At 35.1% G+C, this 25,942-nt stretch carries 19 protein-coding genes; 15 read left to right on the top strand and 4 right to left on the bottom strand.

What is annotated here, in order from left to right:
- Positions 1 to 53: 53 nt before the first annotated feature.
- Entirely contained in the window at positions 54 to 806 is a 753-nt protein-coding gene (locus LNP22_RS03970) for an SDR family NAD(P)-dependent oxidoreductase (RefSeq protein ID WP_229975434.1), read from the top strand.
- Positions 807 to 940: 134 nt separating this feature from the next.
- Entirely contained in the window at positions 941 to 2,080 is a 1,140-nt protein-coding gene (locus tag LNP22_RS03965) for an ATP-binding protein (protein ID WP_229975433.1), read from the top strand.
- Between the two features lie 12 nt (positions 2,081 to 2,092).
- On the opposite strand, the gene LNP22_RS03960 is transcribed toward LNP22_RS03965, so the two are convergent.
- The gene (locus LNP22_RS03960) at positions 2,093 to 2,833 is read right to left on the bottom strand and encodes a DUF3298 and DUF4163 domain-containing protein (protein ID WP_229975432.1); all 741 of its coding nucleotides are present in this window, start codon (positions 2,831 to 2,833) and stop codon (positions 2,093 to 2,095) included.
- Positions 2,834 to 2,938: 105 nt separating this feature from the next.
- Here LNP22_RS03960 and LNP22_RS03955 point away from each other — a divergent pair, with 105 nt between their 5' ends.
- The gene (locus LNP22_RS03955; RefSeq protein ID WP_229975431.1) at positions 2,939 to 4,081 is read left to right on the top strand and encodes a cystathionine gamma-synthase; all 1,143 of its coding nucleotides are present in this window, start codon (positions 2,939 to 2,941) and stop codon (positions 4,079 to 4,081) included.
- A gap of 54 nt (positions 4,082 to 4,135) precedes the next feature.
- Here the strand turns inward: LNP22_RS03955 and LNP22_RS03950 are convergent, their stop codons facing one another.
- The gene (locus LNP22_RS03950; RefSeq protein ID WP_229975430.1) at positions 4,136 to 4,930 is read right to left on the bottom strand and encodes a THC0290_0291 family protein; all 795 of its coding nucleotides are present in this window, start codon (positions 4,928 to 4,930) and stop codon (positions 4,136 to 4,138) included.
- 325 nt (positions 4,931 to 5,255) lie between these two features.
- Here LNP22_RS03950 and gdhA point away from each other — a divergent pair, with 325 nt between their 5' ends.
- The 7 genes from gdhA to LNP22_RS03915 all read left to right on the top strand — a co-directional run bounded on the left by gdhA (position 5,256) and on the right by LNP22_RS03915 (position 17,785).
- The gene (gene gdhA, locus LNP22_RS03945; RefSeq protein ID WP_229975429.1) at positions 5,256 to 6,599 is read left to right on the top strand and encodes an NADP-specific glutamate dehydrogenase; all 1,344 of its coding nucleotides are present in this window, start codon (positions 5,256 to 5,258) and stop codon (positions 6,597 to 6,599) included.
- Between the two features lie 147 nt (positions 6,600 to 6,746).
- Positions 6,747 to 9,029, top strand: coding sequence for a type IX secretion system anionic LPS delivery protein PorZ (porZ, locus tag LNP22_RS03940; RefSeq protein WP_229975428.1), 2,283 nt, complete (start codon positions 6,747 to 6,749; stop codon positions 9,027 to 9,029).
- 61 nt (positions 9,030 to 9,090) lie between these two features.
- Positions 9,091 to 9,804 (top strand): DNA repair protein RecO, encoded by a 714-nt coding sequence (recO, locus tag LNP22_RS03935; RefSeq protein ID WP_229975427.1) that lies wholly within the window; start codon positions 9,091 to 9,093, stop codon positions 9,802 to 9,804.
- A 131-nt stretch (positions 9,805 to 9,935) separates the two neighbouring features.
- Positions 9,936 to 11,828 (top strand): outer membrane protein assembly factor BamB family protein, encoded by a 1,893-nt coding sequence (locus tag LNP22_RS03930; protein ID WP_229975426.1) that lies wholly within the window; start codon positions 9,936 to 9,938, stop codon positions 11,826 to 11,828.
- Between the two features lie 29 nt (positions 11,829 to 11,857).
- Positions 11,858 to 13,795 carry an Atg14 domain-containing protein gene (locus tag LNP22_RS03925; RefSeq protein ID WP_229975425.1) on the top strand — a complete coding sequence of 646 codons (1,938 nt, stop codon included), beginning with the start codon at positions 11,858 to 11,860 and terminating at the stop codon, positions 13,793 to 13,795.
- Positions 13,796 to 13,996: 201 nt separating this feature from the next.
- Positions 13,997 to 17,398, top strand: a complete 3,402-nt coding sequence (gene ileS, locus LNP22_RS03920) for an isoleucine--tRNA ligase (protein WP_229975424.1) — start codon at positions 13,997 to 13,999, stop codon at positions 17,396 to 17,398.
- A gap of 6 nt (positions 17,399 to 17,404) precedes the next feature.
- Positions 17,405 to 17,785 carry a TraR/DksA family transcriptional regulator gene (locus tag LNP22_RS03915; RefSeq protein ID WP_007807070.1) on the top strand — a complete coding sequence of 127 codons (381 nt, stop codon included), beginning with the start codon at positions 17,405 to 17,407 and terminating at the stop codon, positions 17,783 to 17,785.
- A 107-nt stretch (positions 17,786 to 17,892) separates the two neighbouring features.
- Here the strand turns inward: LNP22_RS03915 and LNP22_RS03910 are convergent, their stop codons facing one another.
- Together LNP22_RS03910 and LNP22_RS03905 are read right to left on the bottom strand one after the other, a co-directional pair.
- Positions 17,893 to 18,273 (bottom strand): hypothetical protein, encoded by a 381-nt coding sequence (locus LNP22_RS03910; RefSeq protein WP_210666188.1) that lies wholly within the window; start codon positions 18,271 to 18,273, stop codon positions 17,893 to 17,895.
- A 37-nt stretch (positions 18,274 to 18,310) separates the two neighbouring features.
- Positions 18,311 to 18,667: a roadblock/LC7 domain-containing protein gene (locus LNP22_RS03905; RefSeq protein WP_210666187.1), complete on the bottom strand. Its 357-nt coding sequence runs from the start codon at positions 18,665 to 18,667 to the stop codon at positions 18,311 to 18,313.
- Between the two features lie 178 nt (positions 18,668 to 18,845).
- On the opposite strand from LNP22_RS03905, the gene LNP22_RS03900 reads away from it, so the two are divergent.
- The 5 genes from LNP22_RS03900 (at position 18,846) to LNP22_RS03880 (ending at position 25,901) form a co-directional block, all read left to right on the top strand.
- Positions 18,846 to 19,049: a hypothetical protein gene (locus LNP22_RS03900; RefSeq protein ID WP_229975423.1), complete on the top strand. Its 204-nt coding sequence runs from the start codon at positions 18,846 to 18,848 to the stop codon at positions 19,047 to 19,049.
- Positions 19,050 to 19,169: 120 nt separating this feature from the next.
- Entirely contained in the window at positions 19,170 to 19,769 is a 600-nt protein-coding gene (locus tag LNP22_RS03895) for a lipoprotein signal peptidase (protein WP_229975422.1), read from the top strand.
- A 145-nt stretch (positions 19,770 to 19,914) separates the two neighbouring features.
- Complete coding sequence (locus LNP22_RS03890; protein ID WP_229975421.1) at positions 19,915 to 23,070, top strand: UvrD-helicase domain-containing protein; 3,156 nt, start codon at positions 19,915 to 19,917, stop codon at positions 23,068 to 23,070.
- Between the two features lie 81 nt (positions 23,071 to 23,151).
- Positions 23,152 to 24,345, top strand: coding sequence for a glycine C-acetyltransferase (gene kbl / locus LNP22_RS03885; RefSeq protein ID WP_229975420.1), 1,194 nt, complete (start codon positions 23,152 to 23,154; stop codon positions 24,343 to 24,345).
- A gap of 113 nt (positions 24,346 to 24,458) precedes the next feature.
- A complete protein-coding gene (locus tag LNP22_RS03880) occupies positions 24,459 to 25,901 on the top strand; it encodes an OmpA family protein (protein WP_210666182.1) in 1,443 nt (480 codons plus the stop codon).
- The last annotated feature ends 41 nt before the right edge of the window (positions 25,902 to 25,942 follow it).

Below are 25,942 nucleotides of genomic sequence, written 5' to 3'. Positions count from 1 at the left end.
TTTTATAGCTCTTAAAATCATTTTAATCTGTGGCAAAAAATAAATATATCAAAATGAAAAAAACAATTTTAATTACTGGCGCCACCAGCGGAATAGGAAAAGCAACGGCACAGTTATTTGCTAAATATCATTATAAAATCATCATTTGCGGAAGAAGAAAAGACCGACTTATTGAGTTGGAAAAAGAACTTTCAGAATATACAGAAGTGCATTCTTTAGCCTTTGATGTTCGCGATAAAGAAGCGGTTTCGAAAAGTATTAATTCGTTGCCAGATTATTTTTCAGACATTGATATTTTAATTAATAATGCTGGGAATGCGCATGGTTTAGACCCAATTCAAACGGGTGATTTGGAAGATTGGGATGCGATGATTGACATCAATGTAAAAGGTCTTTTGTATGTTTCGAAAGCGGTAATTCCGAAAATGACAGCAAAAAAATCGGGACATATTATTAGCATAGGATCAACTGCTGCCAAAGAAGTTTACCCGAACGGGAATGTATATTGCGGGACAAAACACGCTGTTGATGCCATTAGCCAGGGAATGCGAATTGATTTGAATCCTTTCGGAATCAGAGTTGGTGCTATTCATCCAGGAATGGTTGAAACCGAGTTTAGTGAAGTTCGTTTTAAAGGAGATGCCGACAGAGCTTCTAATGTTTACAAAGGTTTTCATGCGTTACAAGCTGAGGATATTGCAGATATTATTCATTTTGTAGTTTCGAGACCATATCACGTAAATATTGCAGATCTTGTTGTAATGAGCACAGCGCAGGCCTCGTCGACTATTGTTAAAAGAGATTAATTTATTGTGCTTTTCCTGCAAGGTTTTTTTTTAACCTTGTAGGTATTATTTGTTTTTAAAATTAAAATCCTAGAAGGTTAAAAAAAAACTTCTAGGATATCATAAAGTCTAATAATCTAAGAAGTCTAAAATAAATGATCAATAAACGCCTTTTGATAAAAAATCTTCTCGCTCACAATGACGAGAACAGTTTTTATGATAAAAAAAGGCAGCTGAATTTGCATTCGCGCGAGGGAAAAGGAAAGTTTTTGAAACATATTTGTGCGTTGTCAAACTCCAATCCTACCAATAATTCTTATATCGTAGTGGGCGTTGAAGATCATGACAATGAAATTGTCGGCGATGATTTCTTTGATGACAGCCGAATTCAGAATTTAGTGAATGCTTTTCTGGAAAATCCACCGAAAATTCAGTACGAGAATGTACCTTTTCCAAATCTTCCAAAAGACAAGGTGGTAGGTTTGGTAACCATTAAACCCAAAAGTAAAGTTTCGTATTTTAAGAAAGGAATTCATACCACTCCTGCCAACAGTATTTTTGTGCGACGCGGAAGCAATTCGGTACCAGTAGAAGGCGAAATAGAGAAAAATTATCAGAACACTGAAACGGTAATCGGAATAGAAAATAGCTCTCGAAATAGTATTCAGTATACGCTAGATGGAGTTATTGATTTTATGAATTTCAGGCACAAAGACATGTCTCCAAAATACCATGTTTTTAAAGAGTTGTTTGTAATTTGTTGGGCTGGTGTTCCTAAAAAGTCGCGCGATACAATGTTCTTGTCCCGCGTAGATATTGAGTTAATCAACGAGCAAATTAAACTCTTTTATTCTGCACAGGATGTCGTGACCATTGTTTTTGATGAGGATAGTTTTACGATAACAGAGTACATTCCGCTAGGATTAAACGATAAAACGAGTTATTATCCTTTAGAAGAGCAAACGCTGCATTTTTTTGATAACGGATATTACAAAATCGACCGAAAAATGCTTTTTAAACCGCCAGAATTCAATATAAAAATGTTGTATCATATTTATAATTCGAATATGGCATTGCTTCAAAAACTGCAAAAAGGATTGTTATTGTCTCATAGAGAATTGAAGGATTTAGAAAATCTTCCGTCTACTTTTATGATTTGTTATTTGAATGGTTTTGAAGAAGCGAAGCAAAAATTAATCGATGCAAAATTGCTTTTGAAGCCTTTTCCGCAAGTGTATTTGTCTTTTAAAGAAGCTTTGAGGGTTTTAAGAAAAATGAAATATGATTTTCAATAAAAAAATCCGAGTTTACCTAAAAATTAAATAATCACTAATTGCGTCATAAGGAAAAAGCAGTTCCAGAGGGCCTTCTGCGTACGAAGCAGCTTCATACGAGTTGTAGTATAAAAGTAAACCCTGATTGGTGTAAAAAATATTCTGCGGAAGCTGAAAAGAGTCATTTTCGAACATAAGACCAGTTGAATTGATGTTGGCCGCGGACGGAATTTTAAATTTGGTTCTGAATTCTTTTTCAGCGAAAGCTTTGAATTTTTTTTCGTTTTTGAATAATCGATTGTTAGGAATATTTTTTCCAGTTTTCGGATCAAATAATAGCGATCGAAAACCTTGATAACCGTGAGCGCCGCCAGTAAAGGTATAATGGTCGATTTTTATATTAAGAATTTGTTCAGATTGAAATTCGACATTTCCAGCTATTTTGGCTTCCCAACCAAAGGTTTCACTAGGAAATTTTTTGTGCATTTCTTCATAAGAAGCAATAAAAGAGGCCGCCAGAGTAGCATAATCTTTAGCTTCTGCAGGTTTTTCTCCAAAATAAACAATTTCTTTTAAGATGTTTAGAATTTTTTTGTTGATACTGTCTACTACTGGACTATTTTTTGCCACAGGAACATCAATGCTGATTTTGGGACAATCTTTTTTGCATGGCAAAGCCGATTCTTTTTTAACGGTTTCATTTTCAAATGAAAGTTCTTTAGTACAGCTGGCGAATACAAATAGTAAAAGGAGGGATAGAAGGCAGTTTTTCATGTCAAAAAATGTTAATTATATACAAAGGTAGTGAGTTGTTTCAGGATTAGAATAAATTAAACGGTAAATTTGTAGAATATTTAAGTCGTTAAAAATCGTAACTATATGAAATTCAATACAAAAGTAATACACGGTGGTCAGCATCATGACCCAAGTACGGGAGCTGTTATGCCTCCGGTATATCAAACTTCTACTTTTGTCCAGACAAGTCCGGGGCAACCGTTGGGAGATTATGAGTACAGTAGAGCATCAAACCCTACGCGTACGGCTTTAGAAAATGCTTTGGCAAGTATCGAAAACGGTACTCGCGGTTTGGCTTTTTCTTCTGGTTTGGCAGCTACAGACTGTATTTTGAGATCTTTTAAGGCAGGAGACGAAGTCATTGCAATGGATGATTTGTACGGCGGAACGTACAGAATGTTTTCGAGAATTTACAAAGATTCGGGAATTAAATTTCATTTTGTAGACATGACCGATCTTACAAAATTGAAGTCTTTGATTAATGAAAACACCAAATTGGTTTGGGTAGAAACACCTACCAATCCGCTGATGAAATTGGCCGATATTGCAGAAATTGCCAAAATTACAAAAGAGCATAAAATCTGGTTTGCGGTAGACAATACTTTTGCGACGCCTTATCTGCAAAAACCGCTTGATTTGGGCGCCGATATTGTAATGCATTCAGCGACCAAATATTTAGGAGGCCACTCAGATGTAATCGCTGGTGCCTTGATAGTAAAAGATGAAGCTTTGGGAGAGCAATTGCATTTTCAGCAATTTGCAACGGGTGCCACACTTGGGCCAATGGATAGTTTTTTGGTTTTAAGAGGTATCAAAACGCTTTCGCTAAGAGTACAAAGACACTGCGAAAATGGAGAAAAAGTAGTCGAATTTTTGAACAATCACCCGAAAATAAAAACGGTATATTATCCAGGATTGCCTAATCATCCGTTTCATGAAATTGCCAAAAAACAAATGAAGGCTTTTGGCGGAATGGTTTCTTTTACCTTCGTTTCTGGTAAAAAAGATGATTCTATTGCCTTTTTAGAAAAATTAAAAGTATTTACGCTGGCAGAATCTTTGGGAGGTGTAGAATCACTAGCCAATCACCCGGCGTTGATGACGCATGCTTCAATTCCGGCAGATAAACGTGCTGAGGTTGGTATTACCGATGATTTGGTGCGACTGAGTGTAGGTATAGAAGATGCAGAAGATTTAATAGCCGATTTAGAACAGGCATTAGCATAAAAAGCAAAAACCCCAACTCGAGAGAATTGGGGTTTTGTTTTATATATAAATTTTTTAAAACTCTAAATAATAAATGTATCCTACGTTAAACCAGACTTGCCAGTCATTGTTTTTGTTTTCGGTATAAATATCTTTGTTTGGGTTTAATCCGTCTACCCAGTCAGAACTAAACATCTGGAAACGAGCTTCGACCATTATATCATGCATGTCGGCTATTTTGTAATGAGCTCCAAGACCCGCAGTTGCCGATAAAACGACACCGTTTTCGCTTGAAAAACCAAATTGATGCCCGTCTGACGGTGTTAAATATTTAGGAAAAGTGGTATCAGGTGTGCCTAATTGACCCAAATCTGATCCTACATGTGATTTGTAATAACTTACTAAAAATCCTAAACTTACATAAGGACTAAAGGCGCCAATAGTGTTTTCGAAATCATGAATTTTCATAAAAGGAGAAAATTCTAATTGACTACCAAGATTGAACACAGTTGATGATCCACGCATCGCTTTAAGCTGTTGTACACCTAGTCTTGCAGGATCTTTTTCGACCCATTCTCCAAAATGTTGGAGGTTTGTTTTGCTGAATGATAATTCTGACCTAACTTTAAAGTGTTCTGAGAAAAAACGGTCACGATTATTGTTAGCAGAAAAGTTTAAGTAGTGAGTTACTCCGATACCAAATCCTGTATTGCCAAGATTTGTGTCTAAATCATGGCGTTCACCATAATCAGATTGAAAAGTTACGGGTCCAAAAATAACACCTATTTCATGAGCAAAACCGCCCTGAGCCATTGATGTAGTTGAGAAGCCGATAAGAGTAACTAACGAAAATGCAATTTTTTTCAACATATCATTTGGGGGCTTTCGAATCATGCAAATATATAAAAAACCTCTATGATACAAAATATTAAATAGTTGTATTGAAAAATAATTGATAAAAGACTTAATTTGCTAACTTTAATTATGGTAATTTGTTGTAAAATCTAAACTGTAAAATGCTATTTTTGGTATTGATTGAAAAATATACAATTCGATCTTCAGAACAAAAAAAAATAACATTGAATTATCATTTTACTGTATCTTTGTGTGTTAAAACGAAAACGTTTTCTTAAAAGTATTTTTCTTATTTAATGAAACGAAAATTAAAATATTTACTTGAATAATTTATTTCAAAATGGAACAAAAAATAAATGAATTTATGGCTCTTGTTGAGTCGAAAAATCCAAACGAGCCAGAATTTCTTCAAGCCGTTAGAGAATTTGCAGAAACGGTTATTCCATTTATCGCAGAGCGAAAAAAATACGATGGAAAAAACTTACTTCTTAGAATTGCAGAACCAGAACGTTCTATAATATTTAGAGTTCCGTGGGTAGATGATAGAGGAGAAATAATAGTAAACAGAGGTTTTAGGATTCAGATGAATTCTGCGATCGGACCTTATAAAGGCGGGATTAGATTTCATCATACCGTAAATTTATCTGTTTTGAAATTTTTGGCTTTCGAGCAAGTCTTCAAAAATAGTTTGACAACGCTTCCTATGGGAGGTGGAAAAGGAGGATCTGATTTTGATCCTGAAGGTAAGTCTGATGGTGAGGTGATGCGTTTTTGCCAATCGTTTATGACAGAATTATGCCGTCATATTGGTCCTGACTTAGACGTTCCTGCCGGAGATATTGGTGTAGGTGCGCGCGAAATTGGGTATTTGTTTGGTCAATACAAAAGAATTAGAAACGAGTTTACCGGAGTTTTAACCGGAAAAGGAATTGCTTACGGAGGTTCATTAATTAGACCCGAAGCTACAGGATACGGAGTGGTTTATTTTACAGATCAGATGTTGCGTACCATCGGGCACGAGATCAAAGGAAAAAGAGTTGCTGTTTCTGGATTCGGAAATGTGGCTTGGGGTGTTGCTTTAAAAATAAATGAATTAGGAGGTAAAGTAGTGACTATCTCTGGACCTGATGGATATATTTATGATGAAGAAGGAATCTCAGGAGATAAAATTGATTTTATGCTCGAAATGAGAGCCAGCGGCGATAACCGTGCTGAGTCTTATCGTGATAAATACCCACATGCTGTTTTTCATAAAGGAAAAAGCCCTTGGGAAGTAAAAGTAGATATTGCTATTCCTTGTGCTACTCAAAATGAGTTGAACGGTGATGATGCTAAAAAACTTATTGATAATGGTGTTTTATGTGTAACAGAAGCAGCCAACATGCCATCGACTTTAGACGCAATAAAATTGTTTTTGGATAATAAAGTATTGTTTGCGCCAGGAAAAGCGGCAAATGCTGGTGGAGTTGCTGCATCTGGATTAGAAATGACGCAAAACTCTATTCGCCTTAACTGGACGAGCGAAGAAGTAGATTTGAGATTAAAAGACATCATGGTTGGTATTCACAATCAATGTAAAAAATATGGTGCTGGAGAAGATGGTTATGTAAACTATGTAAAAGGAGCTAACATTGCCGGATTTGTAAAAGTTGCTGATGCTATGCTTGCACAAGGTGTAGTGTAATTTTTCTGAATAACATTTTAAGAAAGCCTTCATTTTATTTCGAAAGAGATAAATGGAAGGCTTTTTTGTTTTAAAAAAATATTTGAATCAGAACAAAATTCAAATACTTTCGTTTGTAGTATATTTGTTTATTCGAATCGGTTTAACATGAAAAGAAGCTTCCTTTATATAGTGTGTTTAATGCTGCTGCAATTTGGTTTTGCACAAAATAAATTGTCGTGGCAAGGTTATTTTTCGTTTAACGAAATTAAAGATATTTCAGAAGGTGCAACAGCAGTTTTTGCAGCTTCAGAAAATGCTTTGTTCTCAAAAAATGCAACTTCCAATCTACTTACAACGACTACTACTGTCGAGGGACTTTCGGGACAAACGATATCGGCTGTTTACCACAGCGAAGCTTTCAAAAAAACAATCGTTGGTTACGAAAACGGTCTACTGATTGTGATCAATGAAACTGATGGAACTTTACTCAAAAAGGTAGATATAATTAACAAACAGTTGCCATCAAATCTCAAAAAAATCAATCATTTTATGGAGCATAATGGTTTGGTTTATGTTTCTTGCGATTTTGGAATTGTGCAATTTAATTTAACTACTTCTCAGTTTGGAGATACGTATTTTATAGGTGAAAACGGAGTAGAAATAAGTGTTAAACAAACAGCTTTTTTTAACGGATTTATTTTTGCCGCTACTTCAAGCGGAATCAGAAGAGCCAATAGTACAAGTCCAAATTTAATAGATTTTAGCCAATGGCCCGCCATAAATAATGGTGAATGGTCGAGTATTGAAACGCTGGATGCAGAATTGATAGCCATCAATACTACAGGAAATATTCATCGTTATAATTCGAATACATTTGTTGGGTTTTTGCAACTTCAACAACCTTCTATAGATATGCGTGCGGTCAATAATAGCTTGTTTATTACTACGCCCAATACAATTTTTGTCTATAATAATCAGATGGTTTTAAGTCGCCAAATTTCGAATACTCAAGTTTTGAGTGATAAATTAAATTTTAGTTGTGCGACTTTTGTTGACGATTTAATTTATATCGGAACAAAAGAAAATGGTTTGTTTTCGGGTACTTTGTCCTCAGGTTCTGTTTTTGAAAATAACACGCCAAAGGGGCCAACTCGAAACAATATTTTTTCTGTAGATGTTACTCCAAATTCGCTTTGGGCTGTTTATGGCGATTATGATTTGTTTTACAATCCATACAATTTGGATAGTTACGGAATTAGCAAATACAGTAATTCGGCATGGTTGAATATTCCGTACGAGGAAGTTTTCGATGCCAAATCGATAACGCGAATAGTGATCAATCCGAGTAATGAAAATCAAGTTTATGCTAGTTCTTTTTTTTCGGGATTATTAAAGATAGAAAATGATGTCCCTACTTTTTTGTTTGATTATACAAACAGCGGTTTAGAAACTTTAACCACCGAAGGCCCCACTTATTTTGATGTCAGGATTAATGGAACTGCTTTTGATAAATCGGGAAATCTTTGGGTGACCAATAGCCGAATCAAAAATGGCTTGAAAGTGCTAAGAACCAGTGGTCAATGGCAAACTTATCCGATCAGTACCATTCTAGACAATCCGGAAGCTACTAATTTTTCGAATATTGCGATTGATAAAAACAGCACAAAATGGATTGGTACCAGTAAAGACGGTGTGATTGGTTTTAACGAAAGTCTGAATACTTTTAAAAAAATGACTTTTGGAGCCGATGCAGGCAATTTGCCCACTACCGATGTAAGGGCAGTTGCAGTGGATACTAAAAACCAGCTGTGGATAGGGACGACAAAAGGTTTGCGTGTTTTGTCGAATGTAAATAATTTTCAAAGCGAAAATCAATTAAAAGCCAATCCGATTATTATTGTTGAGGAAGATCTGGCCCAAGAGTTGCTTTACGAGCAATTTATCACGGCTATTGTAGTAGACGGAGCCAATAACAAGTGGATAGGTACTGCCGATTCCGGTGTTTTTATGGTGTCACCAAACGGTCAGGAAACCAAATATCATTTTACCATAAATAATTCGCCGTTGCCAAGTAATGTTGTAAATGATATTAAGATTAATAGCGCCACGGGAGAGGTTTTTATCGCCACCAATAAAGGAATGGTTTCGTTTAAAGGTATTGCTACAGATGCCAATGATGACTTGAGCAATGTTTATGTATATCCAAATCCGGTGCGGCCTGGATTTTCAGGAACGGTAAAAATTGCGGGTTTAATTGATAAGGCCAACGTAAAAATTACAGATATCGAAGGAAATTTGGTTCACGAAACTACCGCTGAGGGAGGAACAATTGAGTGGGACACTAGCGCTTTTGGCAAATATAAAGTGGCTTCGGGCGTTTATATGATTTTTATTTCCGCACAGGATGGGAGCGAGACAAAAGTCAAAAAAGTGATGATTATTAGGTAACTTTTGTTTTGTTTTTCAAAATTCTAATATCTAAATACTTCAACCTTCAAAAAAAATAATTTTGCAAGTCAAAACCAAAGCAATCGTTATTTCGGCCTTAAAATTTCAAGAAAAAAGTTTGATTGTAAAGTGTTTTACGCTCTCCAACGGACTGAAATCTTATTTTGTTCGTGATGCTTTTTCAAGTCGAAAAGCGAGCCAAAAGATTGCCTATTTTCAACCTTTGACTATTCTTGAGATTGAAGCGGTTCATAAAAACAAAGGCACTTTAGAAAATTTTAAAGAAATAAAAATTGCGACTCCTTTTCAGAGTATTCATACCGATCTGGTAAAAAGTACGATGGTAATGTTTCTCTCGGAGATGCTGCATCACTCCATTCAGGAAGAAGAAAAAAACGAATCGCTTTTTGTTTTTTTAGAAACTGCCCTGACGTGGCTTGATCATCATGACGAAATTTCTAATTTTCATTTGATTTTATTACTCGAAACTACCAAATACCTCGGTTTTTATCCCGATGTTACAGAACTTGATTTGCCTTATTTTGATATGAATGATGGTGTTTTTACGCTTTTTCAAAGTGGTAGTGCCCTGACGGAACACGAAACAAATCTGTTTAAAAAACTACTGGATTTGAAATTTGATAACGATCAGAAAGTTTTTCATGTTGTTGAAAGACAGTTGCTACTGAAAATTCTGATAGATTATTACAGCTTTCATTTGGATGGATTCAAAAAACCTAAATCTGTAGAAGTTTTGAAAGAAATATTTTCTTAAACTCAACCCTATTTTTATATATTTGCGTAGTGAATTTTTATTAAAATTTTGTTCATCATTATTTTTAATAGATTAAATTCAGCTACGAAATCTACAGCTTAATTATTAATTCTTTTTAAAGAAAAACTACTATGAAGAAAATTACATTTTCGATTTTTTTACTTTTATTAGTAAGTGTTTCGGCTATTTCTCAGAGAAAATATGACGAAATAATTACTACAGAGAACAATGTACAAGACATGGTTCAGAATGAAATAACAGGAATCGTTGTTTTTAAAGAAGGTGGAACTGTAAAAGGTTTGGACCCTGAAACTAAAAAAATCGTCTGGACATTGACCAAAGAAGACTTTGGAACAACATCTGCTGCCGATATTTTGAGCGATCCTGACTTTGGAAAACTTTTTAAAGAAAAAAGTGCTTTAACAAGCGTTCCGGGAAGTCCTTATGTTGAGGCGTACATCAATAACAAGTACATCATTATCAATACGGATAGTGGTAAAGTGGTTTACAATTCGTCAAAAGAATCTTTTTGGGTAACACAATCGGATTTTATTCCTGAAACCAACGAGTATTTGCTAACTCTAAAAAAAGACGGAGATATGGCAATCGCTTTGCTGGATATGCAAACAGGAGAATTGAAATGGAATACGACTGTTGATAAAGCAAAATCATTATTTAGTTTTTCTTTTAAAGAGTCAGTAAATACAAATGTTGCTACAGTACACGGATCAGTAATCTACTATTTATTATATGGTAAATTGTACTCTTTTGACAGAGCTTCAGGTAAATTAAACTGGAAGGGAGAAGAGGATTATTCGAAATTCTTCTTGACTCAAAATGATAAAAACATTGTTGTGGTAAATAATACAGGGACTTTTTCTACAAAACAATATTTGAATGTTTTGAATACAGAAACAGGAAAAAGTATCTGGAAAGAATCTATCAAAACAAAAAGAGTAGTGTATCTTGAAGATTGGGGAACAAAGATATTGGTTGCACACTACAGCGGTTTTAACTTTTATGACCTTAATACAGGAGAAAAAATCTGGAAAAAAGATGCTCGTGGAGACGGATTGAAAAGAGTAATTCCGATTGATCAGGACTTCTTATACGTTGCCGAAAACGAAATGATGTTGATCAATAAAGACGGAGAAAAACTTTGGAAAAAATTTATTGAAATCTCTGATGATAAAGAAGACCCGATTTATTACTTAGGAAAAGTGGGTGAGAAAGTAATGTATCTTACAGGTACTTACGGAAACATGGTAGATTATAAAACAGGGGTTAAACTTTGGAAACGTAATATCAGTTTTGATAAAGAACGCCCGGTTTTGCCTACTTATGACGAAGCTACAAATTCATACTTAGTATATAACGATGAGAAATTGTACAAATTTGATCCAAGTATCAGCGACAAACCAGAGCCTTTTGCTAAAGTAAACATCAAAAAAGAGAAAGAATTAAACAGTATCGAATTGTTTCCTTGGGGAGTTGTACTTGCAGGTCCAGTTGAGGTTATGGGTGTGAATATGGATGGAACTGTAAAATACCACCTGACTTACAGTCAACCGGGAGAAACAGGAAGACGTCTTATGAAAAGTGCTGCCATTGCAGGAAGTATTGGTTTAGGGATTGGTTCAGGAGTAAGCTCGCTAAAATCTGGAGAAATTACAATGACTTACCGTGATTCTAATGGTAACATGAGGTCTGATGTTTTAATTGAAGGTGACAGAAATAATAAAAATCAGGCAAAAGCCTATGCTGCAGGATCAGCAGCTCTTGGAATTGTAGCGGCTAAGTTTAATTCTCGTTTTAATGCAATGAAGCAAAACAGAGATTTTTCATATATTTTTGCAAAAGCAGAAACTGGCGAAAAAATTCTTGTAAAAGTGAGTAAAGCTGATGGACTTGAGGTTGATAAAATTATCTTCAATAATAACAAACCTATTTATGAAGTAGATCCAGCGACACAAAATATTTTTTATGTTTCTGATAAATCGATTCAAATTTTTAATAAAAAATAAAAACCCAGAGCCATCAGAATTAGTTTCTGATGGCTTTTTTTTTGCCTATGAAAAAAACATTACTCTTAATTGCTTTGCTTGTGATTGGTTCAATTCAGGCACAAGAAAAAATAAGTTCAAAAAAGAAGAAATTTTACATACCTGTAATTCGATACTCAGAATTTCCAGTTCTTGATAATGTCTTGACGCAAACTACTTTTTATCAAATGGATAAACAGTTGGTTCAGGAAGAAACTGTATTAAAGAAAAAATATTTTAATATAGAGGGCTTTATCAAAGATCCTGCAAACGGAAAACTAAGGATTTATTTAACAGTTACATTGCCGAAATACAAAGCAACGGCTATTGATAGTACATTTGATAAAAAAGAAAATAGATGGCAGTTTCAAGTCTACTCTAATTACGATGTAAGGATAAAAGTAGAAGCCAAATGCGCTGATAAGGTTTTGCTTTCTCAAGATTTTAATAGTATAGAATCATCTATTGTTGGAGCATCATACCAAAAAGGCAGTTTGAAAGCTACTGTAGCTTTAAATAATCAAAGAGTGGAACAAGCCGAAAAGGATGATGATTATACTGCAGCAGAGTTAGGAATAGATAATGTAATATATAGCTCTGTTGAAAGAATCCAGAACTATCTGAATTATAAATTGGCTTATAATACAGATGAATCTAAAGTAAAGTTTGAATTTGTAACTTCAAAAGGACATTCAGAATACAACCAAATGTTGGCATTTGAGAATGAAATTACGGCTCAGATGGAGAAAGTAACTCTGGAGAAAGGTCTGGATGAGAAGTTGCTAACGCCTCATTTGCAATATTTAGAAAGTTTGTTGGTCAAATATCCGCTTTCGCCAGCAAATGAAAACATTCGTTTTATTGTTACAAATAATCTGGCAGAAACGTATTTTTTACTTGAAAATAAAGAAAAAGCGTTGCAATATGCCAATTTATTGATCGAAAACGACAAACAAGATTCTAGAGGTTCGGCCATTGTTAAAAGATTGAACAATGCCAACTTTGCTGATAAAAAAATAAGAAGTCATACCACTCGTTTTGCAGATCTTAAAAAATTGGGACTCAAAATTGCCGAAGAAAAAGAAGAAAAAAGATTGGCTTTTTTTGAAAAAATAGAGCAACAGGATGCAGATTGGGGGCAGGAAAAAGCAAATCGTGAAGCAAAATTAGAAAAGTCTAAACTGCAAAGGAATAATATGCTTGATTCTATTCCGTATCAGCTGAATCCTAATTTGTTGGCTAAAGTTGTAGCCAATTTAGGCGGAAGCCAGGCTTTGAAAAATATCGAAAAAGCACATTTTCTTGCTAAGCTTTCGATAGAAGGAAATAATGTACCTCAAACAGAAGAAAAATGGGCAACGACTACCAATTATCTTCTAAAGAAAAAAATGCCGGAGACTTATTATGAGATTGTCAATGGAGCCGAAGCATGGAGTCATGACGATCGCGAAAGTGGTGTGACTGCAAAATGGGCAAAATTTTCGACTTATGATTATAACAACATAGTTAAGAATGTTGATTTGGTTAATTTTCTAACCGATTTAAGACTTGATTTATGGAATAATTTTGAATTGATGCAAGACGAAATGTACGAAGGAAGGTTGTGTTATCATCTGAATTATTTCGAGAAAACATTAAGCACGGGTAACAGAACAATTCCTAAAACAGATTACCATGTTTTTGTCGATAAAGAAAATTTTAATATCGTTTCAACCGAAAAAACAGAATTCGATAACGGAAATAAAAGTTTTTTCGAGCGCAAGATTTTCGGGGATTACCGTCCTGTGGCGGCTTTAAATTCTGGAAAAATTCCGTTCAAGATTAATTATGAAATCGAAGATTTTAATGGTGAAACTTTGTATCAGGAAGTACGAGAAAAAGTAGAAGTGAATCCCGTTTTTGGAAATAGAATCTTTATGAAGGAAGTTTATTTCGGCGGATTTAAATAATTGTTATCATCCTATTAAGGATAATTAGAATTGATTAGTTTTTGGTTTATTTGCTCAGCGTTTTGAGAATAATATCAGAAACTAATCAATTTTTTTGTTTTTGGATCTATTAACTCAACAAAAGTTTGTGAAATTTTAATAAAGTGATGGACAATAATTCAAAATTCCTTACTTTCGCACCTCGATTTAGAAAAGGATAAAATGAGCACAAAATTTACTGAATACAAAGGACTTGACTTGCCAACAGTAGCGTCAGAAGTACTTGATTTTTGGAAGAAAGAAAATATATTTGAAAAGAGTGTAACCACTCGCGAAGGTGCAGAGCCTTACGTATTTTTTGAAGGTCCGCCTTCTGCAAATGGATTACCGGGAATTCACCACGTGATGGCACGTGCGATTAAAGATATTTTTTGCAGATATAAAACTCAAAAAGGTTTTCAGGTAAAAAGAAAAGCCGGTTGGGATACTCACGGATTACCTGTTGAGTTAGGTACTGAGAAAGAACTTGGAATTACAAAAGAAGATATTGGGAAAACCATTTCTATCGAAGAATATAACGAAGCGTGTAAAAAAACCGTAATGCGTTATACTGATGTATGGAATGACCTTACCGAAAAAATGGGCTATTGGGTAGATATGGAAGATCCGTATGTGACTTACAAACCCAAATACATGGAGTCTGTCTGGTGGCTTTTAAAACAAATCTACGATAAAGGTTTATTGTATAAAGGATACACGATTCAGCCTTATTCTCCTAAAGCGGGAACAGGATTGTCTTCTCACGAAGTTAACCAGCCAGGCGCTTACCGTGATGTTACAGATACTACCATTGTAGCACAATTTAAAACGTTGCCAGAAACGTTGCCAAGCTTTTTACAAGGATTTGGTGATATTCACATTTTGGCCTGGACGACGACGCCTTGGACATTGCCTTCGAACACAGCTTTGACCGTTGGTCCAAAAATCGATTATGTTGTAGTAAAAACGTTCAATCAATATACTTTTGAACCTGTAAATGTTATTCTGGCTAAAAATTTAGTTGGAAAACAATTCGGAAAAGGATTTTTTGCTAGCGAAGACGATGCTGATTTCGATAAAGTAAAAAATGGCGACAAACAACTTCCGTATAAAATTTTAGCGGAAGCAAAAGGAGCTGATTTAGTTGATATCCGTTACGAGCAATTGTTGCAGTACGTATTGCCTTATCAAAATGCCGAAAATGCCTTTAGGGTAATCGCCGGAGATTTTGTAACCACAGAAGATGGAACAGGAATTGTACATACAGCGCCTACTTTTGGTGCAGATGATGCTAAAGTTTCTAAAGAAGCAAAGCCGGAAATTCCGCCGATGTTGGTTTTAGACGAAAACGGAACACCAGTGCCTTTGGTAGATTTACAAGGGAAATTTACTTCGCATTTGGGTGACCTTGCGGGTAAATACGTAAAAAACGAATATTATGATGAAGGAAAGGCACCAGAACGTTCTGTAGACGTTGAAATCGCTATTCGATTAAAAGAAGAAAATAAAGCCTTTAAGGTTGAAAAATACGTACACAGTTATCCGCACAGCTGGAGAACAGACGAGCCGTTATTGTATTATCCGCTAGATTCTTGGTTCATTAAAGTAACCGATGTAAAAGATAGAATGTTCGATCTGAACGAAACTATCAATTGGAAACCTAAGTCTACTGGTGAAGGACGTTTTGGAAATTGGCTCAAAAATGCCAACGACTGGAACCTATCTCGTTCTAGATATTGGGGTATTCCGTTGCCAATTTGGAGAACTGAAGACAAAAAAGAAGAAGTTCTTATTGGTTCTGTTGAAGAATTATACAACGCAATCGAAAAATCTATCGAAGCTGGTTTTCAAAAAGAAAATCCGTTTAAAGGTTTTGAGATTGGAAACATGTCTGAATCTAACTATGATTTAGTTGATTTGCACAAAAATGTAGTCGATCAAATTACTTTGGTTTCGGCTTCCGGACAGCCAATGAAACGCGAAAGCGATTTGATTGATGTTTGGTTCGATTCTGGTGCGATGCCTTATGCACAATGGCATTACCCTTTCGAAAACAAAGATAAAATTGATGAGAAGAAAGATTTTCCTGCGAATTTTATCGCTGAAGGTGTTGATCAGACTCGTGGATGGTTTTATACTTTGCACGCTATCGGTACTTTGGTTTTTGATAAAGTAGCCTATAAAAATGTAGTTTCGAATGGTTTGGTTTTGGATAAAAACGGACAAAAAATGTCCAAACGATTAGGAAACGCAACGGATCCTTTTGAAACAATTAAAGAATACGGTCCTGATGCCACCCGTTGGTACATGATCTCGAACGCAAATCCTTGGGACAACTTAAAGTTTGATCTGGAGGGAATTGCTGAGGTACGCCGTAAATTCTTCGGAACATTATACAATACATACTCGTTCTTTTCATTATATGCCAATATCGACGGTTTTAAATACGCTGAAGCGGAAATTCCTTTACACGAAAGACCTGAAATCGACCAATGGATTATCTCTGAATTGCATACTTTAATAAAGTTTGTTGATGAATGTTACGAAGATTACGAGCCAACAAAAGCGGCAAGAGCTATTTCTGACTTTGTGCAGGAAAATCTGAGCAACTGGTACGTTCGTTTGTGCCGTCGTCGTTTCTGGAAAGGCGAATATGCCCAGGATAAAATTGCGGCCTATCAAACGCTGTATACTTGCTTGTTGACCATAAGTAAATTAAGTGCGCCGATCGCTCCTTTTTTTATGGATAAATTGTACCGCGATTTAACGATTTCAACAGGATCTGAGCAATATGCCAGCGTTCACTTGGCTGAGTTTCCGAAATTTGTCGAAAACTTTGTTAATAAAACGTTAGAAAGCAAAATGCAGAAGGCGCAAACTATTTCGTCACTGGTTTTATCACTCCGTAAAAAGGAAATGATTAAGGTGCGTCAACCGTTACAAAAGGTAATGATTCCGATACTTGACGAGAGTCAGAGAGCAGAAATTGAGGCTATTGCAGAGCTTGTAAAAGCCGAAGTAAACGTCAAAGAAATAGTGCTTTTAGATGATGCTTCGGGTATTTTGGTAAAACAAATTAAGCCTAATTTTAAGACTTTAGGGCCACGTTTTGGTAAAGATATGGGTCTGATTTCCAAAGAAATACAATCTTTTTCGTCAGAGCAGATTGACCAATTAGACAAGCAGGGCACCTTAGATATTGTTATTGCTGGAAATAATGTAACTTTATCTCTGGAAGACGTCGAGATAACTTCGCAGGATATCGAAGGCTGGTTGGTGGCTAATTCAAACGGAATTACAGTTGCGCTGGATATCACTATCTCTGAAGAATTGAAAAACGAAGGGATCGCAAGAGAATTGGTAAACAGAATTCAAAACATTCGTAAAGATTCTGGATTTGAAGTTACCGATAAAATTAAAGTTCAATTAATGCGAAATAGCCTTTTGGAAGAGGCAATTCTAAAAAATGAAGACTATATTAAGTCTGAGACATTAACAGATAGTTTGGTTTTTGTAGATGCTCTGGAAAGCGGCACAGAAATTGAGTTTGATGATATTAAAACAATGATATTAATTTCAAAATAATAGAAAATGATAGATGAAATTACAAGATACTCTGATGCTGATTTGGCAGAGTTCAAAGAAATAATTCAAAATAAAATACAAAAAGCACAAGCCGATCTGGATTTAATAAAAAGTGCTTACATGAATGATTTGAATAATGGGACAGATGATACCTCTCCTACGTTTAAAGCTTTTGAAGAAGGAAGCGAAACAATGTCTAAAGAGGCAAACTCACAGTTGGCTATCAGACAGGAAAAGTTTATTCGCGACCTAAAAAATGCTTTATTCCGTGTAGAAAATAAAACATACGGTATTTGTAAAGTTACAGGTAAATTGATCGGTAAAGAAAGACTGAAAATTGTACCTCACGCTACCATGAGTATCGAAGCAAAAAACTTGCAACGATAATTTTAGATAAAATCAACGCTCCTTTTTGGGGCGTTTTTTGTTTATAGTGTTTTTATACTAAATTAGAACCATTTTGATAAGGAATGGTTCTAATTTAGTACATAAAATTATGCCAGATTTTTTTCTAATTCTAATTTGTGTTTCTTAAGAACGGCTCTCGTCATTCCAAGATTTGCCTTGGCAGAATCTGCGGCAAGATAGATCATGAATTTTTTGTTTGGAGAAATATCGATGATATGAATTTGATTCGTCAGCGTAATCAAAATGTCCTCGATATCCTGATTGAGATTTAAAGCTTTTACAGCATTCAACTTGGCTTTTACAACTTCCAGGTTGTACGCCGCCGCAAGTTCAGGATCAAAACTAGGATCTACTGTTGCATTCCCAAAGCTTAATCCAGATTCGATTTCTGTTACAGCAACAGCAATAAAGCCGTTTACATTGGTTTTTATCTCTGATAAAAACACATTTAAAAAGTCGTTACTCATAGTTATTGGTATTTATTTGTTAATGGATATGGGTGATCTATTTTAATAGCGGATTTTTTCCAAGTTCAGAAGCAAGTTCTTCTGTGTTATGCATTAATAAGCCAATATTACTGGAGCTTTCAGAGAAAACGACAATAAAGTTTGAGGTGTTAATTTTGTTACCAATCACAATACCTTCGGTGGTTTTTAGGTACAATTGTTTTAATGACCCTTTTTCCAGATCAGAAAGAAATTTTTCGCACATGGAGAGGATTGCGGCGCTCATAGCGGCTACACTATCACTGTAATTAATGTCTAATGAGGTGATTAATTTTCCTTTAACGTCGAAGATAAGTGCAGAAGTGGTCTTGGTATTGATTAAAAAATCATTTAAAACGGTTTTGATGTCATTCATTTTTGGTAGATTTGGTAAATGTGTTAAAAATATTGGATTAAATCTTCTTTACGGCAACAAAAATGTATTTTCTAGGCAATATTTGTTAATTTTATTAACAAATATAAATTAATTTTTTGTATTATTGTAGCGTTAAACTGTAAATAATTTTTTTATTTAACATATAAAACTTACAATTATGGCTAAAATACTGAAAATCAAGGAGGTTAATTCTAATATCGAAATTAGAATGAAAGATTTTGAAAAACTGAGATTAAAGTTAAAAACAGAAAAGGCTAAGCGGGTAAACAAGCCAAAAGAAGGCAAAGGTTTACTTAAATCGATCTCTGATTTTTTCAGTGATCCGCTCTCTCCGCCAAAGAAACTGGTCGAAAATAGATAGCTTTAATTTTCTACTCAAAGAAAAATAATAGTAATACATTTAATTACAAAAGAATTAACGCTCCTAATGGGGCGTTTTTTTTGATTAAATTGTTACTTTTGCCCATCAAAAATTTATAAAATGTCATTACGAAAAGCATATCTCCTTATATTTTTAGTTTTATTAGTCGATCAACTCTCTAAAATTTATGTAAAAACAAACTTTGTTTTAGGTGAAGAATATAGGGTATTTGAGTGGTTTAAAATTCATTTTATAGAAAATGAAGGAATGGCTTGGGGAACTAAAATTCCCGGACAATACGGAAAATTAATTTTGACAGTTTTTAGAATTTTTGCTGTTTTCGGAATCGCGTATTGGTTAAACGACGTGATCAAAAGGAAACATTCGACTTATTTGGTTACCGCTGTTGCCTTAATTCTGGCCGGTGCAGCAGGAAATATTTTTGATTCTGTTTTTTATGGAGTGATTTTCGATGACAGTTCTAATAATTTAGCGACCATTTTTTCTCCTAATCCATACGGAACTTGGTTTCACGGTTTAGTAGTCGATATGTTTTATTTTCCTATTTGGGAAGGAAACTTGCCATCTTGGTTGCCAATCTGGGGAGGAAATCATTTTACATTCTTTAACGCGATCTTTAATGTTGCCGATATTGCTATTTCTACAGGTGTCGGAATCTTGTTGGTTTTTAATAAAAGAGCATTTCCTAAATCAGCATAGTTTTTTTATAAAATCAAAAAAAATATATATATTCCAAATTCCAATATTTGATGCGCTTGTAGCATGCAGATATTGGAATTTGGAATTCTGTAGTATTGGGATTTAATATTTAAAGTGCTATTTTTACAATACTAAAACCTCTCTTATGCAAAGTCCGTCTTTTTCTATTTACGATGCATCGGCAGGTTCTGGAAAGACTTATACTTTGGTCAAGGAATACCTTAAAATTATTTTGTCTTCGCCTAAAAATGATGCTTATCGGAATATTCTGGCCATAACTTTTACTAATAAAGCAGTGCATGAGATGAAAAGCCGAATTGTTGGTAGTTTGTCTGAATTTGCCAAAGACGAACCTTCGGCGAAAGCCATCGAATTAATGGAAGATTTGTCCAGAGAAACAAGTCTTTCTATTATTAAAATCAAGACAAAGTCTCAAAATATCATCAAGCATCTTATTCACAATTATGCTGCTTTTGATATTTCTACTATCGATAAATTTACCCACAAAGTTATTCGTGCTTTTGCGCATGATCTTAATTTACCGATGACTTTTGAGGTTACTTTGGATACCGAAAATTTATTGATAGAAGCCGTTGATGCTATTATTGCACAAGCGGGTCAGGACGAAACGCTGACCAATTTGCTCGTAGATTTCACGATGGAAAAAACCGATGATGATAAAAGTTGGGATGTTTCGCGTGAGATTCTTGAAACGGGTCGTTTGGTTTTGAATGAAAATAATCGAAATGAAATTTTGCATTTTCAGCACACTTCTATCGAGGAATTTGTAGCGGTCAAAAAGAAAATGTCGGCTCTTTGTGCCGATTTAGAAAAAGAAAATCAACAGGCTGCAGAAGAATTACTCGATTTAATTGACAAAAACGGAATTGATTTGAAGTCGTTTTCGAGAGGAACTTTCCCTAATCATTTAGAAAGTATTCGAGACGGTAAATTCAATCCTAGAAATAAAACTTTTCACGAATTTGAAGATATTGCCATCAATAAAACCGCCAAAGACCGAGCTTTAATTGAAAATATAATTCCTGAGTTACTCCATAATTTAGATAAAATTTATAAAAAGTTTGAAAAAAGAGATTTTTACAAGGCTTTTCTAAAAAATATTACGCCGCTTTCGTTGCTAAATACGGTGAGTAATGAGTTGGCGAAAATTCAGTCAGAACAAAATGTTTTGTCTATTTCTGAATTTAATGCGATTATTCATCGAGAGATTCAGAATCAGCCAGCGCCTTTTATTTATGAGCGCTTGGGCGAAAGATACCGTCATTTTTTTATTGATGAATTTCAGGATACGTCTGAAATGCAATGGCAAAACCTAATTCCGCTGATTGATAATGCGCTTTCGGGGCAAGATGATTTGGGCAACAAAGGCACTCTGATGATTGTTGGTGATCCTAAACAGTCTATTTATCGCTGGCGTGGCGGAAAAGCAGAACAGTTTATCGAACTGAGCAAAGACACGAATCCGTTTAATAATCCTGATAAAGAAATAAGACATTTAAATACCAATTATCGCAGCTACAGCGAGATCATAGATTTTAATAATGCTTTTTTTAAGCTGATTTCGACCGAATTTTCAAATGAAGATTATAAAGATCTGTACGAAAATCACAGTTTTCAAAATTCAAATGCTAAAAAAGGAGGTTATGTCAATATTTCTTTTCTTCCGATAATCGAAAAAAATGATGTTGCCGACGAAGAAGAGGTTGTCGAAAAAAATGATTTGTATGTTTTGGCAACATTAAATACAATTCAGAAAGTACTTCGAGAAGGTTTTGAATACAAAGATATTGTGATTTTGACTCGAAAAAGAGATCAGGGAATCGCAATCGCGACATATCTCACAGAGCAAAATATTCCGCTTTTGTCCTCAGAAACTTTGATGATTCAAAATGCTACTGAAGTACGCCTGATTGTTCATTTATTAAAATATTTGAATAATAGTGCAGACTTAGAAGCAAAAGCAAATTTTCTGCATTTTTTGGCGGTCAGTAAAGCGGTTGATTTGCCCATTCATGATTTTATCGCAAAAGGAATGGCTCAGAGGCAGGAAAATGATTTCGAAAAATGGCTTTTAACGCTGGATCTTTCACTTTCTTTTGAAGGAATTCGTAAAAAATCATTGTACGAAGCGGTCGAAATTATCATTTCAAAATTTCTTCCCGCTCAAGGAAATGCTTATGTACAATATTTTCTGGATATTGTTTTGGAAAGAGATATTCGCAATCAGGCTGGAATAGCTGATTTTTTGGCGTACTGGGATAAAAACGGATCTAAATTTAGTATTCCTTCGCCGGAAGGCAAAAATGCCATTCGCATCATGACGATTCATAAGTCTAAAGGATTGGAGTTTCCTGTTGTTATCATGCCTTTTGCCGAAGAAGATTACAGCCGAAAACCAAAAGATAAGTTATGGCTCGATACCGAAAATGATGATCTGGGACTTCCAAAAGCTTTGATAGACAATAGTACTGCTGTCGAGGGTTTTGGCGAGAATGCGTCTCTGGTCTTTAATCTAAAAAAACAAGAAGAATTACTCGATAATATTAATGTTTTGTATGTGGCTCTGACTCGTGCCGAAGAACAACTGTTTGTTATTTCTCAATCTATGAAAGAAAAGAAAGACGGAGAGTTTGCGAGTAATATGGCTTCGTTTTTTATAAAATATTTGATAAATGAAGGGGTGTATGAAGAAGAAAAATTAGAATATGAATTTGGAGATAAAGCGAAACTTTCTCAGTCTGTACCGGCTCTGGATGAGGTGATGACCATTCCGATGGTTTCGGAAGTTTTAAATCCGAAAAATATTAAAATTGCTCAAAAAGAAGCGTTGATGTGGGGAACGCATCAGCAAGAGGCAATTTCGTATGGAAATGTCATTCACGAAATTCTGGCTTTCGTAAAAGACAAGTCAGATGTTGAGTTGTCGATCGTAAAAGCTTTAGAAAACGGATTAATTACATTTGATCAAAAAGAAATTGTCTACAATACACTTCAGGAAATAGTGAATCATGCGGAGCTAAATATTTATTTTGACGGAAGTTGCAAAATATTAAACGAGCAAACAATTGTTCAAAAAGAAGGGAGAATTTTAAAACCCGATCGAATAGTTTTCACTAAAAATAAAGAAGCCTATCTTTTGGATTATAAAACTGGTGCTGCTAATGTTAAATACAAGCAGCAAATTCAAGAATATCAACTTGCTATTGAAGATTTAGGGTACAGAGTGTTAAAAAATGCTTTGGCGTATATAGGAACAGAAATCGATGTAGTAAATTTGTGAAATAATTAACCAGATGTTAAAGGATTATCAGGGCTGTAAATGGTCTAAATTGTTAATTTTTAACGTTTTAAATGTATAAATATGTACGGTAAGATAAAAGATTACTTGCAAAACGAATTGCAAACTATTGAAGAAAACGGAATATTCAAAAAAGAACGTATTATAACTTCTGCACAAGATGCAGAGATTACGATATCAACTGGTGAGAAAGTTTTGAACTTTTGCGCCAATAATTACTTAGGACTTTCCTCTCATCCTGAAGTTGTTCAGGCAGCAAAAGACGCAATGGATACGCATGGTTTTGGAATGTCATCTGTGCGTTTTATTTGTGGTACGCAAGATATTCATAAGACATTAGAAAAAAAGATTGCAGATTTTTATGGTACAGAAGATACTATTTTATACGCAGCTGCTTTTGATGCTAACGGAGGTGTTTTTGAACCATTGCTGGGCGAGAACGACGCTATTATTTCGGACAGTTTAAATCATGCTTCTATTATAGATGGAGTTCGTTTGTGTAAAGCAGCTCGTTATCGCTATGAAAACAGCAACATGGAAGATCTTGAACAGCAATTGATAAAAGCAAATGAAGCAGGAGCCCGATTTAAATTAATTGTGACCGATGGTGTGTTTTCTATGGATGGTTTAGTAGCTCCGTTGGATAAAATATGTGATTTGGCCGATAAATATGATGCTATGGTCATGGTTGACGAATGTCATGCCGCAGGATTTATTGGTGCTACCGGTAAAGGTACGCTTGAGGCAAAAGGAGTTATGGGCCGTGTTGATATTATTACAGGAACTCTTGGCAAAGCTTTAGGTGGTGCTATGGGCGGATATACGACAGCAAAAAAGGAGATTATCGAATTGTTGCGTCAACGTTCTAGACCTTATTTGTTCTCGAATTCTTTGGCACCGGCTATTGTTGGTGCTTCTATAAAGGTTTTTGAGCTTTTAGAAAAAGATACTTCTTTAAGAGATAAGTTAGAATGGAATACCAATTATTTTAAAAACGGAATGAAAGAGGCAGGTTTTGATATCATCGATGGTGATTCGGCTATTGTACCTGTTATGTTATATGATGCAAAATTGTCGCAAACAATGGCAAGCGAGCTCTTAAAACAAGGTATTTATGTTATTGGTTTCTTTTTTCCAGTGGTACCAAAAGAAAAAGCCCGTATTAGGGTTCAGCTTTCTGCAGCGCACACAAAAGAGCATCTGGACAAGGCTATAAGTGCCTTTGTTCTTGTTGGAAAAATGTTAAAAGTTATATAATTACCACTTTAGTCTCTTTTTTGTAGGTTTTTTTTAACATTTCATTTTGAATTTAAAAAATTTGGTGTTACTTTTGCTAGTAATTAACTAAATTGTAATTAAAAAAATTAAGTATGAAACATCTTAACAAACTTTTAGTTGCTGTAATGATGGTGATGGGTTTAAGCTCTCACGCGCAAGACAGTAACAATCCATGGGCTATCTCTTTTGGGGTTAACGCCGTTGACACTAGAACCAGTTCTGGTGCAGGAAGTGGATTCTTTGATCAACACTTTTCTCAGCCATTCGCTGTAAAAGACAACTGGAATATCCTTCCTTCTTTATCTTACATTGGTGTGTCTAGATACGTAGGTAGTGGATTCTCTCTAGGTTTACAAGGGTCTGTAAACAAAATTGATAAATTGGTAACTTTTGCTCCAGGTTCTGCTGGTCAGGATTCAAGAGGTAACGTAGTATCTAATCCTGGTGATTTGATGTATTACGGAATTGATGCTACTATCAGATATAGCTTCCAAGAGTTATTAGGATCTAAAGTAATTGATCCTTCGTTAACTGTTGGTGGAGGTTATACTTTCTTCGGAGACGAGAGCTTTGGTACAGTTAACCCAGGTGCTGGTTTAACTTTCTGGTTTACAGACGCTATTGGTCTTGAGCTTGCTACAAAATACAAATGGGCTGTTGCTGATGGTCAAGGAGATCGTTCTGTATTCCAACACACTGCTGGTTTAGTTTTCAAATTCGGAGGTAAAGATACTGACGGAGATGGTATCTACGATAAAGATGATGCTTGTCCAGATGTTGCTGGTTTGAAACAATTCAACGGATGTCCTGATACTGACGGAGACGGAATCGTTGACGCTAGTGATGCTTGTCCAGATGTATTTGGTTTAGCTGCATTAAACGGATGTCCTGATACTGACGGAGACGGAATTGCTGATGCAAAAGATGCTTGTCCAGATGTTGCTGGTTTAGCTGCATTAAACGGTTGTCCAGATGCTGACGGTGACGGTGTTGCTGATAAAGATGACAAATGTCCTACAGTTGCTGGTCCAAGAGAAAATGGTGGTTGTCCTTTCTTAGACGCTGATAAAGATGGTGTTCTTGACAAAGATGACGATTGTCCTACTGTAGCTGGTCCAGCTAGTAACAGAGGATGTCCAGAAGTAACTTCTGAAGCTTTAGAAGAACTTAAAGTTGCTGCTAGAGCGGTTTACTTTAACTCAGGTAAAGCTACTTTCAAAACAGGAGATCAAGAAACTCTTGCTAGATTAGATGCAATTAGATCTATCCTTAAAAACTATCCAAATGCTAAATTTAGCATTGAAGGTCACACTGATAGTGATGGTTCTGATAAATTGAATCAAAAACTTTCTGAAGATAGAGCAGCAGCAGTTATGAATGCTTTGATCGAAAGAGGTGTAAATGTTGATAACTTAGAGTCTAAAGGTTTTGGTGAGTCTATGCCAGTTGCAAGCAATAAAACTGCTGCAGGTAAAGCACAAAACAGAAGAACTGAAATCAAACACATCGGTTCTAAATATCAAGGTAAACTATAATTTACTTTTTTAAATAATTCTAAAAAGCCATTCTTAATTGA

This window comes from Flavobacterium flavipigmentatum (assembly GCF_020911905.1).
GTDB classification, from domain to species: domain Bacteria; phylum Bacteroidota; class Bacteroidia; order Flavobacteriales; family Flavobacteriaceae; genus Flavobacterium; species Flavobacterium flavipigmentatum.
The sequence above is the reverse complement of the archived record's forward strand: the minus strand, read 5'-3'. Positions and strand labels throughout refer to the sequence as shown.

What these genes read in the sequence shown, in the direction of transcription:
- LNP22_RS03915 (WP_007807070.1), top strand. Translation starts at nt 17,405, where the DNA reads ATGATAGATGAAATTACAAGATACTCTGATGCTGATTTGGCAGAGTTC.
- kbl (WP_229975420.1), top strand. Translation starts at nt 23,152, where the DNA reads ATGTACGGTAAGATAAAAGATTACTTGCAAAACGAATTGCAAACTATT.
- LNP22_RS03955 (WP_229975431.1), top strand. Translation starts at nt 2,939, where the DNA reads ATGAAATTCAATACAAAAGTAATACACGGTGGTCAGCATCATGACCCA.
- LNP22_RS03925 (WP_229975425.1), top strand. Translation starts at nt 11,858, where the DNA reads ATGGCTTTTTTTTTGCCTATGAAAAAAACATTACTCTTAATTGCTTTG.
- LNP22_RS03950 (WP_229975430.1), bottom strand. Translation starts at nt 4,930, where the DNA reads ATGTTGAAAAAAATTGCATTTTCGTTAGTTACTCTTATCGGCTTCTCA.
- LNP22_RS03900 (WP_229975423.1), top strand. Translation starts at nt 18,846, where the DNA reads ATGGCTAAAATACTGAAAATCAAGGAGGTTAATTCTAATATCGAAATT.
- gdhA (WP_229975429.1), top strand. Translation starts at nt 5,256, where the DNA reads ATGGAACAAAAAATAAATGAATTTATGGCTCTTGTTGAGTCGAAAAAT.
- LNP22_RS03960 (WP_229975432.1), bottom strand. Translation starts at nt 2,833, where the DNA reads ATGAAAAACTGCCTTCTATCCCTCCTTTTACTATTTGTATTCGCCAGC.
- ileS (WP_229975424.1), top strand. Translation starts at nt 13,997, where the DNA reads ATGAGCACAAAATTTACTGAATACAAAGGACTTGACTTGCCAACAGTA.
- LNP22_RS03905 (WP_210666187.1), bottom strand. Translation starts at nt 18,667, where the DNA reads ATGAATGACATCAAAACCGTTTTAAATGATTTTTTAATCAATACCAAG.
- LNP22_RS03910 (WP_210666188.1), bottom strand. Translation starts at nt 18,273, where the DNA reads ATGAGTAACGACTTTTTAAATGTGTTTTTATCAGAGATAAAAACCAAT.
- LNP22_RS03895 (WP_229975422.1), top strand. Translation starts at nt 19,170, where the DNA reads ATGTCATTACGAAAAGCATATCTCCTTATATTTTTAGTTTTATTAGTC.
- LNP22_RS03965 (WP_229975433.1), top strand. Translation starts at nt 941, where the DNA reads ATGATCAATAAACGCCTTTTGATAAAAAATCTTCTCGCTCACAATGAC.
- LNP22_RS03970 (WP_229975434.1), top strand. Translation starts at nt 54, where the DNA reads ATGAAAAAAACAATTTTAATTACTGGCGCCACCAGCGGAATAGGAAAA.
- LNP22_RS03930 (WP_229975426.1), top strand. Translation starts at nt 9,936, where the DNA reads ATGAAGAAAATTACATTTTCGATTTTTTTACTTTTATTAGTAAGTGTT.
- porZ (WP_229975428.1), top strand. Translation starts at nt 6,747, where the DNA reads ATGAAAAGAAGCTTCCTTTATATAGTGTGTTTAATGCTGCTGCAATTT.
- LNP22_RS03890 (WP_229975421.1), top strand. Translation starts at nt 19,915, where the DNA reads ATGCAAAGTCCGTCTTTTTCTATTTACGATGCATCGGCAGGTTCTGGA.
- LNP22_RS03880 (WP_210666182.1), top strand. Translation starts at nt 24,459, where the DNA reads ATGAAACATCTTAACAAACTTTTAGTTGCTGTAATGATGGTGATGGGT.